Origin of the sequence: Ahrensia sp. 13_GOM-1096m, from assembly GCF_000620605.1 — a bacterium.
In the GTDB taxonomy this organism is placed as follows: Bacteria; Pseudomonadota; Alphaproteobacteria; order Rhizobiales; family Rhizobiaceae; genus Ahrensia; species Ahrensia kielensis.
This window is the reverse complement of record NZ_JIAX01000010.1, coordinates 180,452-198,948: the sequence shown is the minus strand read 5'-3', so window position 1 is coordinate 198,948 and position 18,497 is coordinate 180,452. Positions and strand designations below refer to the sequence as shown.

The following is an 18,497-nucleotide window of genomic DNA, read 5'->3' as shown; positions in this document are numbered from 1 at the left end:
AATGACCGGCACTAAGAGCGTTGGCTTAATTTAATTACAGAATTTCAAGCATTTTCGCTGCGCCTGACAATGTTGCTTCACCCGGTGAATCTTCAACATTCAGCGCTGTCACAACACCGTTGTCGACGACCATAGAAAAACGCTTTGAGCGTTGGCCAAGGCCAGCGGCAGAAAGATCTGTCTCCATACCAAGAGCTTTGGTAAAGCCTGCATCCCAATCAGATAGGAATGTGACTTTTCCTTTGGCGTTCGCCTGATCTGCCCAAGCTTTGGTCACAAATGGGTCGTTTACAGCAATCACAGCGATATCATCAACGCCCTTGGCTTTGATCGCTTCTGCATTTTCCACATAACCAGGCAAGTGGTTGAGGGTGCAGGTTGGTGTAAATGCGCCAGGTACAGCAAACAGAACAACCTTTTTACCGTCGAAAATTTCCGACGAGGCTTGTTTTGCAGGGCCGTCATTCGTCATAACCATCAGGTCCATAGAAGGTAGTTTATCGCCAGTCGAAATCATGAAATTCTCCGAATTATATATGTATGTTTATACCGTTAGATAAGCACATTAAGGCAAATAAGAAGGGCGATTAAGGCAACAATCTTCCAATAATCACTGAAATCTATTGACAGCTAATTTCAAATGAGCCTTGAGGCGTTGTTCCGGTAATGAGGAGGTCGACGCTCACGTCTTGATCAAGCGCATGCAACGGCTCAATGCGGTAGGTTTTTTGATCATTTGTCTCGCTCAACAAGAGCGGTTTTTTAAATTGAATTCCGTTTTTGCTCGAAACGAATAGTTGGAGTTGATCAAGGTTTCCATTGAGTTGCAGATTGTATGCGCCAACGTCGCTTAGGTGTTCCAGATTAACTGTAACACCAAGGTCGGTAGCCGTTTTGGGCAGGGCAGAGAAGGCATTCATAACAATCGCGCTATCGCGTGTAGAGCCGGTCGCTTCTTCAAGTTTAATTGAGAAGTTATCAAAGGCCGGTATGCAAATTTCAGCACAGATACCAACCATCAAGCGCGCATTCACAGTCGTTTCTTTTGCGGGGCTGGATAGCGCTAGTGTGAATGGGATTTGGATTGGCTGTTTATAGCCAGCAAAATCGCCATAGCTGCTTTTCACCCATGTAGGCGCAGGGAAATGTATGTCGGCCGCATTAACGAGCGCCGTATTTGAAAAATCAAAACTCGGCGGAATTCCACCAGCGCCAGGATCGCGCCAATAGGTCTTCCAACCATCTAATAGGTCAATGTCAATGACGCCGCGTATTTTACTTGCACCTTGCATATAAGGCTCTGTGATAATGCGAATATTACCGCCTTCAGTTTTGAGCCAACCGGTTTGGGCTGCCAAAGAAACTTGGCTGCTCAACAAGAGTGATGATGCTGTAAACATCGCTATTTTCGTAAATGATCTCATATTTTCTTATTCGCATGCGGTGTGAAAATCTCAAATCAACATCTTTGAAAATCAATCATTTCTTCGTGAAAATACACATTTGCATTTTCTTGGAGTAATCGGTGCGAAAGTCCTCTTCCAGTTTAAGGCTATCAATTTCTTGGCAGAATGTTACGATTTTCAAATGAGCATATATGGCATGGACAATTTGATGAGTGATAAAGGGGAGGAAACAGGCCAATTCGAAGGCAAGTTTCTGCTCGCTATGCCCACGCTTGAGGCGTCAATATTTGATCGGTCAATCATCTATATGTGCGCCCATTCACATGATGGCGCTATGGGGTTTCAGGTCAATAAGCCGTGCGATATGACAATTAAAGAGTTGATCAGCAAGACAGATATTGGCCAAGAAACAAAGTCTATCTCTAAAAGCTCGGCCGTAACGTCGAATTTGGTACGCTATGGCGGACCTGTCGATGAACACCGCGGCTTTGTTTTACATTCTGGTGATTATCACTGCGATACAACAATCCCGATTTGTGAACATGTCTATCTGACTTCAAATGTCGAAATTCTACGCTCTATTATTCATGGAGAAGGGCCGTCACGTTTAGCAGTGTCGCTTGGTTATGCTGGATGGGGCCCTGGGCAATTGGAGCAAGAGGTCGCCGATAATGCATGGCTAACTTTAGATGCAGATATTGATGTCGTGTTTGACCCACGGCACGAAGGAAAATATGAACGCATGCTCGTTGCAATGGGTATAACGCCTGCGCATTTTATTGCCCAAGCCGGAAGCGCCTAAGCGCTAAAATCTATTCAGCAGCAGCGTCCGTTATAATGAGCGGGTTTTGACGAATAACAATTTCAGCTGCATCCGTTGAACTCATTGCTGCACCAGCGACAAACCCCTGTATGTAGTCGACACCCAGACCACGTAGCAATGTTACCTCTTCATCGTCTTCAACACCTTCACACACAACATCCAGATTGAGCGAATGAGCCATGTCGACAATTGAACGCAGCATCACATCGCGGTTCGTTGGTTGGCTTCTCATAAACGACTGATCAATTTTCAGCGTATCAAACGGAAAACGTGTCAGATAGGAAAGCGACGAATATCCAGTGCCAAAATCATCAATAGCAAGCTTAATGCCTGACTTCTTGATGTTTTCCAGAACGCGGCAGTTCTGTTCCGGATTCTGCATTAATGTCGTTTCAGTAATCTCTAATCTCAAAGTGTGATGACGCACAGGGTAACGAGCCAAAATACCGTCGACCATATTTACAAAATCACGTTGGCCGACCTGTTGTGCAGATACATTCACTGACACGAAGATTGGCGTGTCAACCATAATTGCATCCCAGTCCATCAACTGCATGGCTGCGAGCTCTAGCGCGTAACGACCCAAATCGCTTATAAGGCCATTTTTTTCTGCCAATGGTACAAATTCAGACGGTGATACTTCGCCGCGGCGCGGGTGGTTCCAACGAAGCAGTGCCTCAAAACCAGATACGTGACCCGTTGCCGCTTTTACGATCGGTTGATAGGCCAGCGTGAGTTCAGAGCGTTCAATCGCACGTCTTAAATCAGCAACCAGTTGCACTTCGTTTCCAGCGGTATCGCGAAAAGCTGGACGGAAAGGCTCTACGCGGTCACCGCCAAAACGTTTGGCTTGGTGTAGCGCGAGTTCTGCATCCTTGAACAAATCATCGCCTTGCACGCGAGATGGTGCCCAAGTTGCCAAACCAACCGATGGTGTAATGACGAATTCACGCTCGGCAAAAGAAATAGGGGCTTTGATTGTCTTTTTAAGTTGATCAGCAAGGTTGGCGATTTCTGTTGGGTCTGTTTCCGACAGAAGCAAAATACCAAATACATCGCCGCCAATACGGGCCAATGTGTCGTGCGGACGCAGTAAACGGCGGAGGCGACGCGCAACCGTTATGAGCAGCGTATCACCAGCCGAAATGCCAACATTATCATTGATTTCTTTGAAACGGTCCAAATCTACAATGAAAACAGTTGGACGAATTTCAGTATCAACAGCCGATAATGCCATCACACTACGAATGCGGTCAAAGAACAACTCCCGGTTAGGCAGACCGGTCAGATTATCGTGTACGGCATCATGCAAAAGGCGCTCTTCTGCACGTTTTTGACCGCTGACATCACTGGCTGTACCAATACAGCGTATAACTTCACCATTGGCGCCAGCGACAGGGCGCGCTTTGATTTTGTACCAAGTAAAATGGTTCTCTTGCGTCATAAGACGTATATCGAGATTGATCTTTCCTCGGCGTTGTTCGACCACGGCATCAAGCGCAGTTCGAAAACTATCACGGTCATCAGAATGAATATGCTTTAGCCAGTTTTTTGCCGGACCTTGTAGCGCGCCGACGCCAATGCCTAATTTTCGGCCCAAGTCTGGTGTTGTGGTCAGGCGATCTCGGCCAACATCCCAGTCCCAAACAATCCCGCCAGAGCCGGTGACCGCAAGCGCTTGTAACTCGACATTGGAGAATAGGTTTTGTTGGAATGTACCGCCAGAAAACGCATGCTGCATAACGGTAAAGCCGATAAGCAAAACGATCAGAACCAACCCACCCGCTAAAGCCGGCTGAATGATGTCGTTGTCCACTTGGCCGGTGACGGTCATCCATCCACCAAAAATCCAAGCCATTAACAAAGCCCAAGCTGGTATGAGCATGATAGCGCGGTCAAAACCGCGAAGGCTGAGAACGATGATCAATGCAAAACCAAAAGCAGCTGTCGCAGCCATCGCCAAACGCGCAATGCCTGCAGCAATAGTCGCATCATAAAGCACGATGCTTGAGAGCAGAACGATGGCGATAACCCAAGCTATGGCTCCATAGTGAAGCGAGTCATTCCACCTGTTGAGGCTTAAATGGGTGAACAAAAACAGCGCTAATGTCGCACTAATCGCTACTTCTGATAGCGCGCGCCATGTGCGCAGATCATCGTTAGATAGTGGAATAAGTTGTTCGATAAAGCCGAAATCAATGGTGATATAGGCAAGAACAGCCCAAGCAAGAGCCGCCGCTGCGGGAAAAGTAGAGGTGCCCCGAACCACGAATAAAATAGTGAGAAACAAGGCTAGAAGCCCTGAAATGCCCAGCACAATACCGCGATAAAATGTGTAGGAGTTCTCGATTTCCTTATAGGCACTTTCTTCCCACAAATAAACTTGCGGCAAGTTGGGCGAGGAAAGCTCTGCGACAAGAGTAACAACGGAACCCGGGTTCAGCGTGATCGAAAAGATATCAGCATCATTACTGTCAAGACGATCAAGAGAGAAACCAGAGCTCGGCGTCATTGCAACAATGCGGTCTGACCCTAAATCAGGCCATAGGAGACCAGAGCCTGCCATTCTAAAATGCGGTGCCACAATCAAGCGGTCAATCTGTTGATCGGTTGTATTGGCCAGCACCATCACAGCCCAATCGCCAGCTGTTTCGCGATTGCTTGCTTGCACTTCAATCGTGCGCACAATGCCTTCAGAATCAGGCGCCGTAGAAACCTGAAAGGTTTCGCCTCGATCTCTAAATATTGAAATCGCCTTCGTCAGATCAAGCGCAGTATCATCGCGGTTGATGGAAATTGTTTCTGCACTAAAGGCGCTGAGCGCAGATAAAAGCAATGCACTGCAAACAAGCAGCATGTGCATACACGTTTTCAAGCAATGGGTTCTCTGAAAAGCCATTTCACGCGTCCCTTTTGTCAGTTCGCGAGCCAAAGTCCGCGCCATGAAATGGGTTAATACGTGAATACAAAATATGGTCCTGCCAGTTGCCGTTAATTTTTAAGTATGACCTCAAGTGTCCTTCACGCTCGAATCCGGCTTTTTCAAGGAGTCCAATTGAACGCTCATTAGAGGGGACGCAGGCGGCCTCCAAACGATGAAGATTTAAACTGGAAAATGCAAAATTGCATAATAATTCCAATCCTTCACGCATATGTCCTTGGCCTGCAAAATCCTTACCAATCCAATAGCCTATTTGACCCGATTGGGAAACACCGCGCCGAACATGTCCCAGACTTATCCCACCCAAAAGTGCTTTGTCAGATCGCCGTTCTATAAAAAAAGGAAAGCCGGTTTGAGCCTTAATCTCTTGATTGTAGCGCTTAAGCCTTTTGCGATAGGAGTCGCGCGTCAAATCATCGCTTGGCCAACGCGGCTCCCAAGGCTGCAAGAACTCAGAGCTTGCAGCGCGAAGACGTGCCCATGCTGCGTAATCCGAAGCATGGGGAAAGCGCAGTTGGACTGTTTTTCCTCTGGTAACCGGATCAGCCGTCGCGCCTGATATTATCGAAAAAATCACGCCGACCCCATTTTGCAGTGTTATTCTGCAGCAGAAGGAGCGCGATGATGTACCGTTCCTTGATCGCCAAACTGAGCGAGTTTTTCTGTAATCTCACGCATGTCCAGCAAATTTTCGACTGGCCCAACAGCCGAAATTGTAGGCTTAGAGGCTGTAAACAAGCGGTTTGCAAGATCGTTGATACGCCCCTTATCCAAATTGTCGAGACGCGATAAAAGTTCAGCGTTTGGAATAGGACGCCCAAATAAGAGAATTTGCCGCGCGATTTGTCCTGCACGCGCAGGCGCGCTTTCGCCAGACATCAACAATGATGCACGGAATTGCGCTCGTGCACGGTGCAACTCAATATCGCTAATATCTTGCGACGCGCGCTTGAGTTCGCGTAAAATCAACTCAACAAGCTCGGGAAGATCGCCAGGCTCAGTGGCAGCATGAACGCCGAAAATGCCGGTGTCAGAAAATCCCCAATGGAACGCATAAATGGAGTAGCACAGCCCGCGTTTTTCTCGGATTTCTTGGAACAGGCGTGAAGACATGCCGCCGCCAAGCAGCATCGCAAGGACTTGGCTCGCGTAATAATCACGCACATGATAGGCGCGACCTTCAAACCCTAGAACCAGCTGTGTGTCTTCCAAAGCACGCGGTTCGCGGTAATCACCGCCCACATAATGAGCAACGGGTGATGTCGAATAGTTTGATTTTTTCTGAATGGTAGAAAAACGAGATTCGACCAGCTTTACGATTTCATCATGATCGACCGCGCCGGTTGCTGCGAAAACCATGCGCTCGCCTGAATATTCGCGGTTAATATATCCGCGGATCATATCTGGAGTGAAAGATTTAAGTGTTTCGCGGGTGCCTAAGATAGAGCGTCCCAATGTCTGATGGCGGTATGCTGCTTCTGTAAAGCGATCAAATACACAATCATCAGGCGTATCATTTGCAGCGCCTAATTCTTGAAGAATAACGTGTTTTTCACGGGCAAGTTCATCTTCATCAAATTTTGCGTTTTGCAAAATATCAGCAAGAATATCGACACCAAGTTCTGTGTCTTCTTTGAGCATCCGCAGATAATAGGATGTGGTTTCTACGCTCGTTGCGGCATTGATATCGCCGCCTACATTTTCCACCGACTCGACGAGCTTTTGAGCCGTTCGATTTGTTGTGCCTTTAAAAGCCATATGCTCGAGCAAATGAGCAATGCCATGCTCATCAATCAACTCGTTGCGGGAGCCAGCTTTTACCCACATGCCAAGAGAAATACTTTCGACATGTACAAAATGTTGAGTGGCAACGGTAATTCCGTTTGCCAATACGGTTGTCTCCACCGTCATCAATATGCTCCCGTGCCGGTCATGTTAGTTTTAAAAACGCCGACTTGTTATTATTTTAAGCACGTGTGTGCTTTGAAATGTAATCTTCTATTATTTTTAGGTCAGATGAAAGGGGGGTAAAGTTTTCTTTACGAGACATAAGATCACCTAGCCATGCAGGTAAAGCAGGTTCAACGCCTGTCGCTTGTTTGACGGCATCTGGAAATTTGGCCGGATGTGCCGTTCCAAGAACAATCATAGGCACGCCATCGCGCTTGTGATTGCGCGCCACATGAACGCCGATAGCGCTATGTGGGTCAAGCGTATAGCTACACTGCTCGGCAACATCTTTGATTGTTTGTTTGGTTTGCCCAACATCCGCCCGACCCGCTAAAAAATCTGAACGGATTGCTTTGAGTGTTTCCGGTTTAATTGTGAACTCACCAGATTGTTTGAGCGTGCCCATATAGGCTGTAACTTCACGGTCATCATCACCAGAAGCCTTATAAAGAAGGCGTTCAAAATTTGATGAAATCTGAATGTCCATAGAAGGAGATGTTGTTTCAACAACGCCCGACATGGAATATGAGCCGGTTTCCAATGTGCGCGCCAAAATATCATTGTCATTTGTTGCAATGATCAATTTGTCGATGGGAAGGCCCATTTGTTTTGCAGCATAGCCTGCAAATATGTCACCAAAATTGCCTGTCGGTACGCAGAACGAAACGGTGCGGTGCGGTGCACCCAATGAGACAGCGCTTGTGAAATAATAAACGATTTGGGCCATGATCCGTGCCCAGTTGATCGAATTGATGCCTGAAAGACTAACGCTATTGCGGAAGTCAGCATGGTTAAACATGGATTTTACATGCGCTTGGCAGTCGTCAAAATTACCGTCAATCGCTAATGCGTGAACGTTTAAGGCCGTTGATGACGTCATCTGGCGCTGCTGAACAGGCGAAACACGCCCCTCTGGAAACAGGATAAACATGTCAGTGCGATCACGGCCAGCAAAGGCGTCAATTGCCGCGCCGCCAGTATCACCTGACGTTGCACCAACAATCGTCGCACGTTGGTCACGCTCAGTTAGAACATGATCCATTAAGCGGCCGATAAGCTGCATTGCAACATCTTTGAAAGCCAGCGTTGGGCCATGAAAAAGCTCTAGTAGAAACTCGTTGTCGCCCGTTTGGACCAAAGGGCAAACGGCGTCGTGCCGAAATGTCGCGTAGCTTTCACGAACAATGCTTTCAAAAGCTGCGCGTTCTATCTCGCCTTCAACAAAAGGCCACATGATTTCAATAGCCACATCAGAATATGACTTTCCAGCCAGTTTGGCGATTTCATCATGGGAGAATTGCGGCCAGCTTTCAGGAACAAAAAGCCCGCCATCAGAGGCAAGACCTGCCAGCATCGTGTCTCGGAAACTAAGGGCCGTGGCTTGTCCACGTGTCGAAACATATTTCACTGCTCTAAAAAACCTTTAAGATATGAGGAAGCATAATTATGCTTTCGCTTTAAAGTCTGCCGCTCATTAGCGTAATTTTCTTTGCGCTGCAAAGGATTGCGCGTAAAAATAAGAGGGAAATGCCTTGTGGCTATAAATAGATCAAGAGTTGACCTATTGCTGCCCAATTGCGCATAGAAGAGAAATGTGAATTCATATCCGCTGAAAAGCGTTGCGAGTGTAGGCAAAGGGTGAAAAATGGCATTGTTAGCGAGTGATAAGAGCTTGGATTTAGGTAAGTTCGTACGTGCTGGTGTATTGGCTATCTCGGCAATAGCTTTGGCTTCTTGCCAAACAGCAACAACGCAAGACACATTGGATGTGGCTGAGGACAAGGTCACGGAAGACGATCTGCGTGCTTATTGTCCGCGTGTGACCCTTAATGATGGGACCGCATATTTCAGAACCTACACAAAAGGTAATGATGGTAACGCCGATGAGGTTATTTATCAGGCGCTAATTTCAGATGTCACGCGCACTTGTAAATATCGCAATGGGCAGCTCTTCATCACTGTTGCGGCAGCTGGCCGTGTCGTGAATGGTCCAAAAGGCACGGGCGGCAATATTAATATGCCAATTCGTGTGGCGGTTAAATCAGGCGAAGGCTTGCCTTATTCGCGCCTTGGCAAATTCGATGTTACGGTGACGCCAGGTGCTGGTGCATCTCAGTTCATTTATAAAGATGACCAGATTGTCTTGCCGGAACCGAGTGTGCGTAACTTGCAAATCTTGGTTGGTTTTGATGAAGGCCCATACGGTACGCCGTGATTAGCCGTTAGACTTTTTTATCTGCATTAACGGCAGAAAGAATATCCGGTAAAATATCAGGATCTGCAGATTGGACACGGCTCCAATTTGGAATGAAAGGTGTTTCCATCGGGTTCTCAAGGAAGGTGTGGCCAGCCTCGACGATGTTGGCCGCAAATAGCTCTACCGCTTCTTCTTCCGTATGGCGATCAACGTGTAATCCGTTGAAAATCGCATCGTTGTAGTACATTTCAATCAAATCGAGAGCGGTGCGATAATAGGTTGCCTTTAAGGTGCGGAATCGTTCGTTGCTAAATGTAACGCCGTCCGTGGCGAGCTTGCGAAAGAGTGCCTTTGCAATGTCCGCCGACATGCGCGACAGGCCCTTATTCGCATCTTCTTTTGAAAGCGGTTGGTGTTTGTGGTCGTAAGCATCTGAAATGTCGACTTGGCAAACCGAGTTGCGGTTCAAGTTACGCCAAACTTCAGAAAGAACACCAATCTCTAAACCCCAATCGGACGGAATACGCATATTAGGTAAGATCGATGTACGCATAGCGAATTCGCCAGCAAGCGGATATCTAAAGCCTTGTAAATATTCGACATAATCATTGTGGCCACAGGTTTTTTGTAATGCGAGCAGCAAGGGCGTGACGAGAAGGCGGGTTACGCGCCCGTTTAACTTACCATCAGCGATGCGCGGATAATAACCTTTGCAAAACTGATAGGGGAAGTTGGGGTTTGCGACAGGATAGACAAGCCGCGCCAGCATCTCGCGTTTATAAGTTACAATATCGCAGTCATGCAGTGCGACCACGTCTGAGTTTTGTGAGGCCAGTGTATAGCCAATGCAATACCAGACATTACGGCCTTTGCCTGCTTCTTTCGGGGCGATATCTGCGTCTGCTAAGCGGTCGTGAATTGCACGTAAGCGCGGCCCATCATTCCATAAAATATCGTGATTTTGAGGCAAAATGGAAAAGTACTGTTTTGCAAATTTGAACTCTTCTTCATTCGCTTGATCCAGACCAATAACGATATTACTGATATAGTCTGCATTGCATAATTCATCGACAATACCTGCAAGCGCTGGCGTTTGTAGCTCTGAAAAGAGCGATGGTAATATGAGTGTAATCTTCCGGTTTTGTGCAAATGAACGCAGTTGGTTTTCAATGTCATCAACAGGCATTTTTGATAGATTATGAAGTGTCGCAACACTTCCATTCTGGTGGAAGTCACCCATTATCTAATCCTTACTTTTGATTGATTTTAAAGCGCCATGGTCTTCAACGAGTTTGAGCACAGCTAGGTTCCAGCCTTCAGGACCGTTCTTGGACGCGCGTATAATTTTACCATGATCTTCACCAATAAGATGCTTAATTTTATCATGTGCTGGGTTCGCAATAATGACACCAATATCTGCAGCCTCAAGCATGGCAATGTCGTTGGGTGCGTCGCCAAGCGCTATTGAGATAGTTTCATTTTCTTGTTTTGCTAGAATTGCTTGCATCTGTTCGGCTTTGTCGCCTCCAAATGAGAATGTTAGAAAACGGCCGCCTTGTTTGGCAATTAATCCTGCGGCTTTTGCAGCCTCCACAAACGCTTCTCGTTGTTCCCGATTGCCATGAAAGATACCGGGTTCAGAAAACTGCCGTTTCTTAGCAAGTTGCGAGGCTTCGCGTGTAAGGCCTGTCACAGCAATAACATCCTCAACACTCATTTGCGAAAAACCTGTAAATTGCGAGCGCAGTTCATTGGGCAGCATATTGAGGGCTGATTGAATTTTCTCGTAATCTCCAGATGCTTCACCCGCTTGCATATGAGGGAGCATAAGCCCTGCGCCATTTTCAACGATTGCTGGGCAATGTGAAAACCCTAACTCGGCACGAAGAGGCGCTATTTCAGCAGCCGTTTTGGAAGATGCGAGCACAAGTCCGATGCCGCGCTGCCGTAACAACTCAATAGCTGACAATGCCGCTTCATAGCTATAAGTTTCATGGTCCAGCAAAGTGCCATCAAGATCAGTAAAGATGAGAAGATTGCGATCTGCCATCAATTGGCCATCCGGTTCGTGATCCACATGGTTTGATATGGAGTAAGCGTTAAATCTCCCTCAAGCGATTGGATTGGTGCGCCGGTCAGCAAATCCATCCAGTCATTGCCATCAATGAGATTGAGCGAAACCGCTGGCAGAGAAATTTCATCTTTTGTAAGATTTGAAATGGCGAAAATAGATTGCGCCCGATCAAGACTTTGTCGCCAAAATCCGAAAATTTCGTCGCCAAGATGCAGAGTAAATTGCGTTGCGTTTGGATGAAATGCTGGCTGTTTACTGCGGATTCTTATTCTGCGTTTAAGTTGATTAAATACAATAGCTTGAGGGCTTTTCGAGTTGCTTAATTCGGCCCGTAATTCAGAATAATCAAACCGCGCGCGGTTGATTGCGCGGTTATAACCTAGACGTTCAACGCCTTCGCTATCGTTGCCCGCAGCCACAAGCGAATGGAAGTAGAAAGCTGGTATGCCTTCTAAGCCCATAGCGATTGTTTGGCTGCAAATAAATCTTGCTGCCTGATACTCGTCGATGCCATCCACGGTGCCTTTAAACGCATCATAAAGCGCAACATTAAGCTCATATGGTTTAGGCCCGTCTTTCGTCTCGCGCATTGAAACGCGCGCACCGAAACTTTGAACTGTGTTGAGCATTTCAGTGAGCTGATCGTTTGGAATAATGCCTTCTGCTGGGCGCAACCCTATGCCGTCATGAGAGGCGGTAAAATTGAAATAGGTGCATCCAAGTTGAGCGGGCGGCATACTCATTTGCCATGCTTTTAAGTATTTTGACGTCCCTTTGAGAAGCGCGTGAAGCACCAATGGCGGTAATGAAAAATTATAGACCATATGCGCTTCATTGCGATTACCGAAATAACTAAGATTTTCAGCGCGCGGTACATTGGTCTCGGTGATCAATATGACGCGTTCTTCGCAGTAATCACAAAGCAAACGCATTATTTTCACGATGTCATGTGTTTGCTTTAAATGGATGCTGCTCGTACCTGCTTGTTTCCAAAGAAAAGCAACAGCATCAAGGCGCACTGTGCGCACGCCCATATCGATATGAAACCGAAGAATTTCTAGAAATTCTAACAACACATCTGGATTGCGAAAATCGAAATCCACTTGGTCGTGACTAAATGTGCACCACACATGCTTGGTGCCATTGGCTGTTTCAACTTCGCGCAGAAGAGGGTGCGCTCTTGGGCGAACAACGTCGCTCAAATCATCGTCAGGCGATGCTTCGAAAAAATACTTATCATAGGGCGCATGGCCTTGCAGATACTCATTAAACCATACGCTTTGGCTTGAGCCATGGTTCAAGACGAGATCAGACATTAGGCGAAAATGCTCGCTGATTCTTGTAATGTCTTCCCAAGCACCAAGCTCGCTATTGACCTGTCGGTAGTCCGTCACAGCAAAACCATCATCGGAAGTAAAAGGGAAAAACGGTAAAATGTGGATCCCGTTTATCGTGCCTTCCAAGTGCTGTTCTGCAAAGTCACGCAATAAATCAAGTGGCTTGTGCTCACCGTCAATAATCGTATTGCCATAGGCGATCAGATAATTGTCTTTTTCGCTCCATTGCGCATTTCCAGCAACGCGCCCACGCATGCGTGGCCGTTTGTCATTTTGCCAAAAGCGATCAATCACATTTTGGCTGAGCGTTTGGGTATCATGTTCTGGATAAACGGCTGCAACGAGCTGAGCCAGATTGTTCATTAAACGCTGGGATGCTTTTTCAGATTGCGTTTCTAGCACGAACAACTCCGTCACTGAATCTATCAAATATGTATTTGGGGGCAGAGGTCGCAAACTGTCCAGCCATTGCGCTGCACAAATGTTTTCATGTCTGCTTAAATTTTAGGCACTGAGCGACAAGTCATTGAAGTTCAAGGGCATATGTAAAATTCAAATTAACACAATTTAATTGTCATTAACCATAAACGTTCACCAGACGTTTACCCTGATCAGTAACCATAGGGACATAGAGTAATTTTGTAATCAGGTGCTTCATGTCTCGCGTACACCTGGCCAGATCGGCCAAAACAACTGTCACAGCAGTCCCATCATATGTGAATACAATTATGAAAGGGGACTGCGTGGCAGCAATGGATAAATTGCCGGATAACTCCGTCGATATGATCTTTGCCGACCCACCCTATAACCTACAACTTCAGGGCGACCTCCAGCGCCCTGACCAATCAAAAGTCGATGCGGTTGATGACCATTGGGATCAGTTTGATTCATTTCAAGCTTACGATGATTTCACCCGTGCTTGGCTTTTAGCGGCGCGCCGTGTCTTGAAACCAAATGGTACGATCTGGGTCATTGGCTCATATCATAACATCTTCCGCGTTGGCGCGAAGATGCAAGATTTGGGCTTCTGGATTTTGAACGATGTGATTTGGCGCAAAACCAATCCAATGCCAAACTTTCGTGGCCGTCGTTTTGCTAATGCGCATGAAACAATGATTTGGGCATCGAAAGATCAAAAGGGCAAAGGCTACACCTTCAATTATGAATCGATGAAGGCAGCGAATGATGATGTTCAAATGCGTTCTGATTGGCTGTTTCCAATCTGTAATGGCGGCGAACGTCTCAAAGGCGAAGACGGCAATAAGGTTCACCCAACGCAGAAACCGGAAGCATTGCTCGCTCGCGTTCTCATGAGTGCGTCTAAGCCGGGTGACGTGATCCTTGATCCATTCTTTGGCACAGGTACAACCGGCGCAGTTGCAAAGCGTTTGGGCCGTAATTTTATCGGCATTGAACGTGAACAAGATTATATTGATGCAGCAACTGCACGTATTAATGCTGTTGATGAACTGCCAGCGCATGATTTGAAAATTGTAACAAGTAAACGCGCCGAACCGCGTGTCGCATTTTCCGCTTTGATTGATGCCGGACTCGTCAATTCAGGCATGGAATTAACCGATACAAAACGCCGCTGGACAGCAACAGTGCAGGCCGATGGCTCATTGTCACGCGATGGTGTTCAAGCCTCAATTCATAAAATGGGCGCAACAGTTCAAGAACTAGATGCCTGCAATGGTTGGACGTTCTGGCATTTTGAGTGTCCGAAAACCAAAAAACTTATGCCGATTGATAGCTTGCGCCAGATTGTGCGCGATCAAATGTCAAAAGCAGGCGCTTAAAAGAATATAGAACTTAGCTTGGCCTCCAGTATCTCGTACCAAGCCTACTGAGAGAACGCTCCGTCAGAAATGCCGGAGCGTTTTCGGTTTTAAAGCCCGAGTTTGTGAAGCTCAGGGGCAAGGTCCATATCTGGTGTCAAATGAATGCCGTGCCAGCCAAGTGCGCGGCAGGCTTCGATGTTGGGCAGGCTATCATCAATGAACAGTGTTTTTGATGGTTCAAGATCAAATGTTTCTACATGTAGTTCATAAATGGCTGGGTCAGGTTTGATGAGTTTGACATCACCGGAAACCGTAACGCCGCGCCCTGTTTTCAAGAATGGATACATTTCTTGCGCTTGGCGAAAAGTGTCAGATGCAAAATTGGTAAGCAGCGTTACATCATGGCCTTCGTCTTGAAGGCGCAATAAGTGGCCGACACGCTCATCCAAAGCGTGGGAAACCATTTCGTGCCAATGCTTGCGAAAAGCGCGAATTTCAGTTTCCCAATCAGGGTATTCTGCAATCAACAACGCTTCAGCCTCTGGCCATGTGCGGCCACGATCTTGCTCAATATTCCATGCGCTCGTGCATATTCTGTCAAAGAAAAATTGACGCTTTTCTTCATCTGGAATGAGGTTTGAAAAGGGAATATTCGGATCATAATGGATCAGGATTTGTCCAATATCGAAAACGATGTGTTTTATCTCAGTCATTATTACTCAATCATTGTTTTAAAAGAGCTCAGGTATGGCACATGAAATTACTTTTTTCATGACAGTGGGCAGCGCTTCATCAGGCAAATTTTCGCGCGTTGACCACCAATAGTTTTCACCGTCAGAATGTACATTTTCCGCGTGCCATACAATGAGTTCGAGTTCAAAATGCGTAAAAACATGGCGGATTGTGCCGCGATGTTTCCAGTCAGCAGAAAATGGTGCGCCATTGATGTCTGATACACCGTCTTGGCGCGAGGTCCATTCGGTTGTTGGCACCTGCGCCATGGACGCTAAAAGCCCGGTTGATGGGCGTTGCTCCAATAAAACATCACCGGATGGCGAAACGGCAACAAAGGCTGCCCCTTTGCGTTTGGGCTTTTCTTTCTTGGCGAGCTTATAAGGAAATAATTCTGGATCAAAATCAGCCAGCGCGCGGCAATTGTCACGGATAGGGCAGTGCGTGCAGGCTGGTTTCTTAGGGGTGCAGATCGTTGCGCCTAAATCCATCGTCGCCTGTGCAAAATCACCAGCCCTCATTGGGCACAAAACGCTATCAACTTTGGTCTTGATAAGCGGTTTTGCAGCAGGCAGAGGCGTATCAATAGCGAAAAGGCGTGAAAAAACACGCTCCACATTACCATCCACAACAGGCGCTGGAATATCGAAGGCAATGGATGCGATGGCTGCGGCAGTATAATCGCCAATACCGGGCAAAGCTTTCAGCGCCTTAACATCTGCAGGGAAATTGCCACCATGTTCGGCAACCACCATATCGGCGCATTTCTTTAAATTGCGCGCCCGTGAATAATAACCAAGACCAGCCCAAGCGCGTAGAACATCATCTTCGCTGGCTTTTGATAAGGCTTCAACATTTGGCCATTTGGCCGTGAACTTTAAAAAATAGTCCTTCACGGTGGCGACAGTTGTTTGCTGCAGCATGATTTCAGACATCCAAACACGATAGGGATCTGGCAAAACATCGCGTGCACGATCTTGCGGCGATATGCGCCAAGGCAATTCGCGTGCGTGTACATCGTACCAGTCAAGCAGTTTCGCGCTTATGTTATGAGTGTCATCCATGCTGCGGTGTATCGAAAGCGCTGGACAAAGATCAACTCTAATTTGCGCAATTGCTGCATGAGGGCTATTGAAAGGGCCAAATCAAAGGAAATCACGATGTCGAAATCGGCAGCCGGATATATCAATAAAATTCTTGATCCTTTGTTGGCCAAGCGGGCAGGGGTATCAACAGCGTTGATTACTGCTTGGAGTGAAATCGTAGGCCGTGATTTGGCTGATATGTCGATGCCGATCAAAGTGCGTTGGCCAAGCCGAACCAGCGAAGACGATGCCTTTCAACCAGGCACGCTTCTTGTTGCAGCAGAAGGCATGGCCGCATTGCACATTCAGCACCAGACAGGCGAAGTCATAGACCGCGTGAACGCTTTCATGGGATATCGTGCAATCGCACGCATTAAGCTCATGCAAAAACCTATCGAAAAGAAAAAACCGAAAAAGCGCTTGAAACCCATCACTGAGGGTGAGAAACGCAAGATAGATAGACTGGCAGACGGGATTGAGGATGAAGCCTTAAAAGAATCTCTCAAGCGGTTTGGACAAAGCGTCATGCGCGATAAGAAGTAATCGCATCACCCACTAGAAAAACTGAGCAAATAAAGTGACTGTAGAGAAACCTTACTGGGAAGAAAAAACACTGGCTGAAATGACGGCTGGTGAGTGGGAAGCCCTATGCGATGGCTGTGGTAAATGCTGCATGTCCAAGCTTATCGATGATGATACCGATGAGATTTATTACACGACGGTTGCTTGCCGCTTGTTTGATGCAGATAGTTGCCGCTGTTCAGATTATGAAAACCGCCAACAAAAAGTCTCTGATTGCGTGAAATTGACACCGCAAAATGTTGGTGAAATTGCTTGGTTGCCAACCACTTGTGCCTATCGTTTGCTCAATGAGGGGAAACCTCTTTTTGATTGGCACCCTTTGATTAGCGGTGATGCAAACAGTGTCCACAAGGCTGACATTTCCATGCAACGCGCGGTGACAGCCTTTGAGCAAGATATGACCCATGATGGAGAATATTTGGAACACTTGGTCGATGGTTCGCTTTAAGCTTGCATGATCACCTCGCGCAGGATTTAACTTTGCGCACAACATAGCTTAGCGGATTGGACATTTCATGAGCCAGAACACAACCCACGAAATCATTTCAAAATACTTCGCAGCCTTCAATGACAGCGATAGCGAAGCTATGCTTGCGCTGCTGCATGATGATGTCGCGCATGACATCAATCAGGGTGAACGTCAGATTGGCAAAGATAAATTCCGTTGGTTCAATGGCGAGATGGCACGCCATTACAAAGAAGAGCTCACAGATATCGCTATTATGGTTGATGAAGGCGGCGTTCGCGCTGCTGCTGAATTCACGGTGCATGGCAAATATATTGCAACAGCAGAAGGTTTGCCTGCAGCCAATGGTCAAACTTACGATCTACCTGCGGGCATATTCTTTGAGGTTGATGACGGATTAATCACTCGCGTTACGACCTATTACAATTTGAACGATTGGATCGCACAGGTTTCTTGATCTGGTGGATGCGAAACTAGAAATTCATCCGATAACACATTCGGATTTTCATCATTACATTGATGATCTTGCATATTTGCGCATGAGGGTGTTTCGCGAATGGCCATATTTATATGATGGCGATATGGATTATGAGCGCACTTATTTGCGTTCATATGTGGACAATGAGCGCACTTTTATGGTCGGCGCTTTTTATGCAGGCGATATTGTCGGTGCCTCAACAGCAATGCCGCTTGCCGATCATGATGAGGCCTTTGCAGCGCCCTTGCGATCGGCTGGTTATGATATCTCTCAAGTTTTCTATCTTGCAGAATCGGTTCTTCTGCTAGCCTTTCGCGGGCTAGGCGCAGGTAGACAGTTTTTTGAACAACGAGAAGCAGAGGCTGTGCGGCAAGGGTTTCATCAAGCTGTGTTCAGCGCGGTTATCAGAAATGCTGACGCGCCGGAAAAGCCTCAAGACTATGTGCCGCTCGACGCATTTTGGCAGCGTCTAGGGTATGGGCAACTTGCTGATATCAAAGGCAGTTTTCCGTGGAAAGACCTTGGCGATAAGGAAGAAACTGAAAAGCCGATGGCTTTCTGGATGAAAAGCCTAGCTTAAAGGGGCGCAAGACCAGCGAAGAAGACAACGCTGATCTTGCAGTAAAAGATAATACTTACAATAAG

18 protein-coding genes are annotated in these 18,497 nt (G+C 46.9%); 7 read left to right on the top strand and 11 right to left on the bottom strand.

Annotation, left to right across the window (positions count from 1 at the left end; genetic code table 11):
* Nucleotides 1-34 precede the first annotated feature (34 nt).
* Both N530_RS0107125 and N530_RS18570 read right to left on the bottom strand, forming a co-directional pair.
* A complete protein-coding gene (locus N530_RS0107125; protein WP_026480137.1) occupies nt 35-517 on the bottom strand; it encodes a peroxiredoxin in 483 nt (160 codons plus the stop codon).
* Nucleotides 518-620: 103 nt separating this feature from the next.
* The gene (locus tag N530_RS18570; protein ID WP_051540808.1) at nt 621-1,400 is read right to left on the bottom strand and encodes a protein-disulfide reductase DsbD domain-containing protein; all 780 of its coding nucleotides are present in this window, start codon (nt 1,398-1,400) and stop codon (nt 621-623) included.
* A 214-nt stretch (nt 1,401-1,614) separates the two neighbouring features.
* Here N530_RS18570 and N530_RS0107115 point away from each other — a divergent pair, with 214 nt between their 5' ends.
* Nucleotides 1,615-2,208 carry a YqgE/AlgH family protein gene (locus tag N530_RS0107115; RefSeq protein ID WP_035266651.1) on the top strand — a complete coding sequence of 198 codons (594 nt, stop codon included), beginning with the start codon at nt 1,615-1,617 and terminating at the stop codon, nt 2,206-2,208.
* Between the two features lie 10 nt (nt 2,209-2,218).
* Here the strand turns inward: N530_RS0107115 and N530_RS17590 are convergent, their stop codons facing one another.
* Genes N530_RS17590 through thrC form a run of 4 tightly spaced genes read right to left on the bottom strand, consistent with a single transcriptional unit; the run spans nt 2,219 to nt 8,528 of the window.
* On the bottom strand, nt 2,219-5,092 hold the full coding sequence (locus N530_RS17590) for an EAL domain-containing protein (RefSeq protein ID WP_035266586.1): 2,874 nt from the start codon (nt 5,090-5,092) through the stop codon (nt 2,219-2,221).
* Nucleotides 5,093-5,129: 37 nt separating this feature from the next.
* Nucleotides 5,130-5,744 carry a GNAT family N-acetyltransferase gene (locus tag N530_RS17585; RefSeq protein ID WP_051540829.1) on the bottom strand — a complete coding sequence of 205 codons (615 nt, stop codon included), beginning with the start codon at nt 5,742-5,744 and terminating at the stop codon, nt 5,130-5,132.
* Nucleotides 5,745-5,767: 23 nt separating this feature from the next.
* Entirely contained in the window at nt 5,768-7,081 is a 1,314-nt protein-coding gene (locus N530_RS0107100; RefSeq protein WP_026480135.1) for a pitrilysin family protein, read from the bottom strand.
* Between the two features lie 55 nt (nt 7,082-7,136).
* Entirely contained in the window at nt 7,137-8,528 is a 1,392-nt protein-coding gene (gene thrC, locus N530_RS0107095) for a threonine synthase (protein WP_026480134.1), read from the bottom strand.
* A 237-nt stretch (nt 8,529-8,765) separates the two neighbouring features.
* On the opposite strand from thrC, the gene N530_RS0107090 reads away from it, so the two are divergent.
* The gene (locus tag N530_RS0107090) at nt 8,766-9,335 is read left to right on the top strand and encodes a hypothetical protein (RefSeq protein ID WP_018689371.1); all 570 of its coding nucleotides are present in this window, start codon (nt 8,766-8,768) and stop codon (nt 9,333-9,335) included.
* Nucleotides 9,336-9,342: 7 nt separating this feature from the next.
* On the opposite strand, the gene N530_RS0107085 is transcribed toward N530_RS0107090, so the two are convergent.
* Genes N530_RS0107085 through N530_RS0107075 form a run of 3 tightly spaced genes read right to left on the bottom strand, consistent with a single transcriptional unit; the run spans nt 9,343 to nt 13,130 of the window.
* Complete coding sequence (locus N530_RS0107085; RefSeq protein WP_026480133.1) at nt 9,343-10,557, bottom strand: glycosyl transferase; 1,215 nt, start codon at nt 10,555-10,557, stop codon at nt 9,343-9,345.
* A gap of 3 nt (nt 10,558-10,560) precedes the next feature.
* A complete protein-coding gene (locus tag N530_RS0107080; RefSeq protein WP_035266584.1) occupies nt 10,561-11,367 on the bottom strand; it encodes a mannosyl-3-phosphoglycerate phosphatase in 807 nt (268 codons plus the stop codon).
* Nucleotides 11,367-13,130 (bottom strand): sugar phosphorylase, encoded by a 1,764-nt coding sequence (locus N530_RS0107075; protein ID WP_026480131.1) that lies wholly within the window; start codon nt 13,128-13,130, stop codon nt 11,367-11,369. Before N530_RS0107075 ends, N530_RS0107080 begins: the two co-directional genes overlap by 1 nt.
* Before the next feature lie 254 nt (nt 13,131-13,384).
* On the opposite strand from N530_RS0107075, the gene N530_RS0107070 reads away from it, so the two are divergent.
* A complete protein-coding gene (locus N530_RS0107070; RefSeq protein WP_035266582.1) occupies nt 13,385-14,527 on the top strand; it encodes a site-specific DNA-methyltransferase in 1,143 nt (380 codons plus the stop codon).
* Nucleotides 14,528-14,616: 89 nt separating this feature from the next.
* On the opposite strand, the gene N530_RS17580 is transcribed toward N530_RS0107070, so the two are convergent.
* Entirely contained in the window at nt 14,617-15,222 is a 606-nt protein-coding gene (locus N530_RS17580) for an HAD family phosphatase (RefSeq protein ID WP_035266578.1), read from the bottom strand.
* A gap of 18 nt (nt 15,223-15,240) precedes the next feature.
* Nucleotides 15,241-16,305, bottom strand: coding sequence for an A/G-specific adenine glycosylase (gene mutY / locus N530_RS0107060; RefSeq protein ID WP_026480129.1), 1,065 nt, complete (start codon nt 16,303-16,305; stop codon nt 15,241-15,243).
* A 96-nt stretch (nt 16,306-16,401) separates the two neighbouring features.
* Between mutY and N530_RS0107055 the strand changes: the two genes are divergently transcribed.
* From N530_RS0107055 to N530_RS0107040, 4 genes are all read left to right on the top strand, one after another.
* Nucleotides 16,402-16,869: a DUF721 domain-containing protein gene (locus N530_RS0107055; RefSeq protein WP_026480128.1), complete on the top strand. Its 468-nt coding sequence runs from the start codon at nt 16,402-16,404 to the stop codon at nt 16,867-16,869.
* Between the two features lie 34 nt (nt 16,870-16,903).
* Nucleotides 16,904-17,356 (top strand): YcgN family cysteine cluster protein, encoded by a 453-nt coding sequence (locus tag N530_RS0107050; protein ID WP_026480127.1) that lies wholly within the window; start codon nt 16,904-16,906, stop codon nt 17,354-17,356.
* A 67-nt stretch (nt 17,357-17,423) separates the two neighbouring features.
* Nucleotides 17,424-17,831, top strand: coding sequence for a ketosteroid isomerase-related protein (locus N530_RS0107045; RefSeq protein ID WP_026480126.1), 408 nt, complete (start codon nt 17,424-17,426; stop codon nt 17,829-17,831).
* Between the two features lie 4 nt (nt 17,832-17,835).
* A complete protein-coding gene (locus tag N530_RS0107040; RefSeq protein WP_051540807.1) occupies nt 17,836-18,432 on the top strand; it encodes a hypothetical protein in 597 nt (198 codons plus the stop codon).
* Nucleotides 18,433-18,497 lie beyond the last annotated feature (65 nt).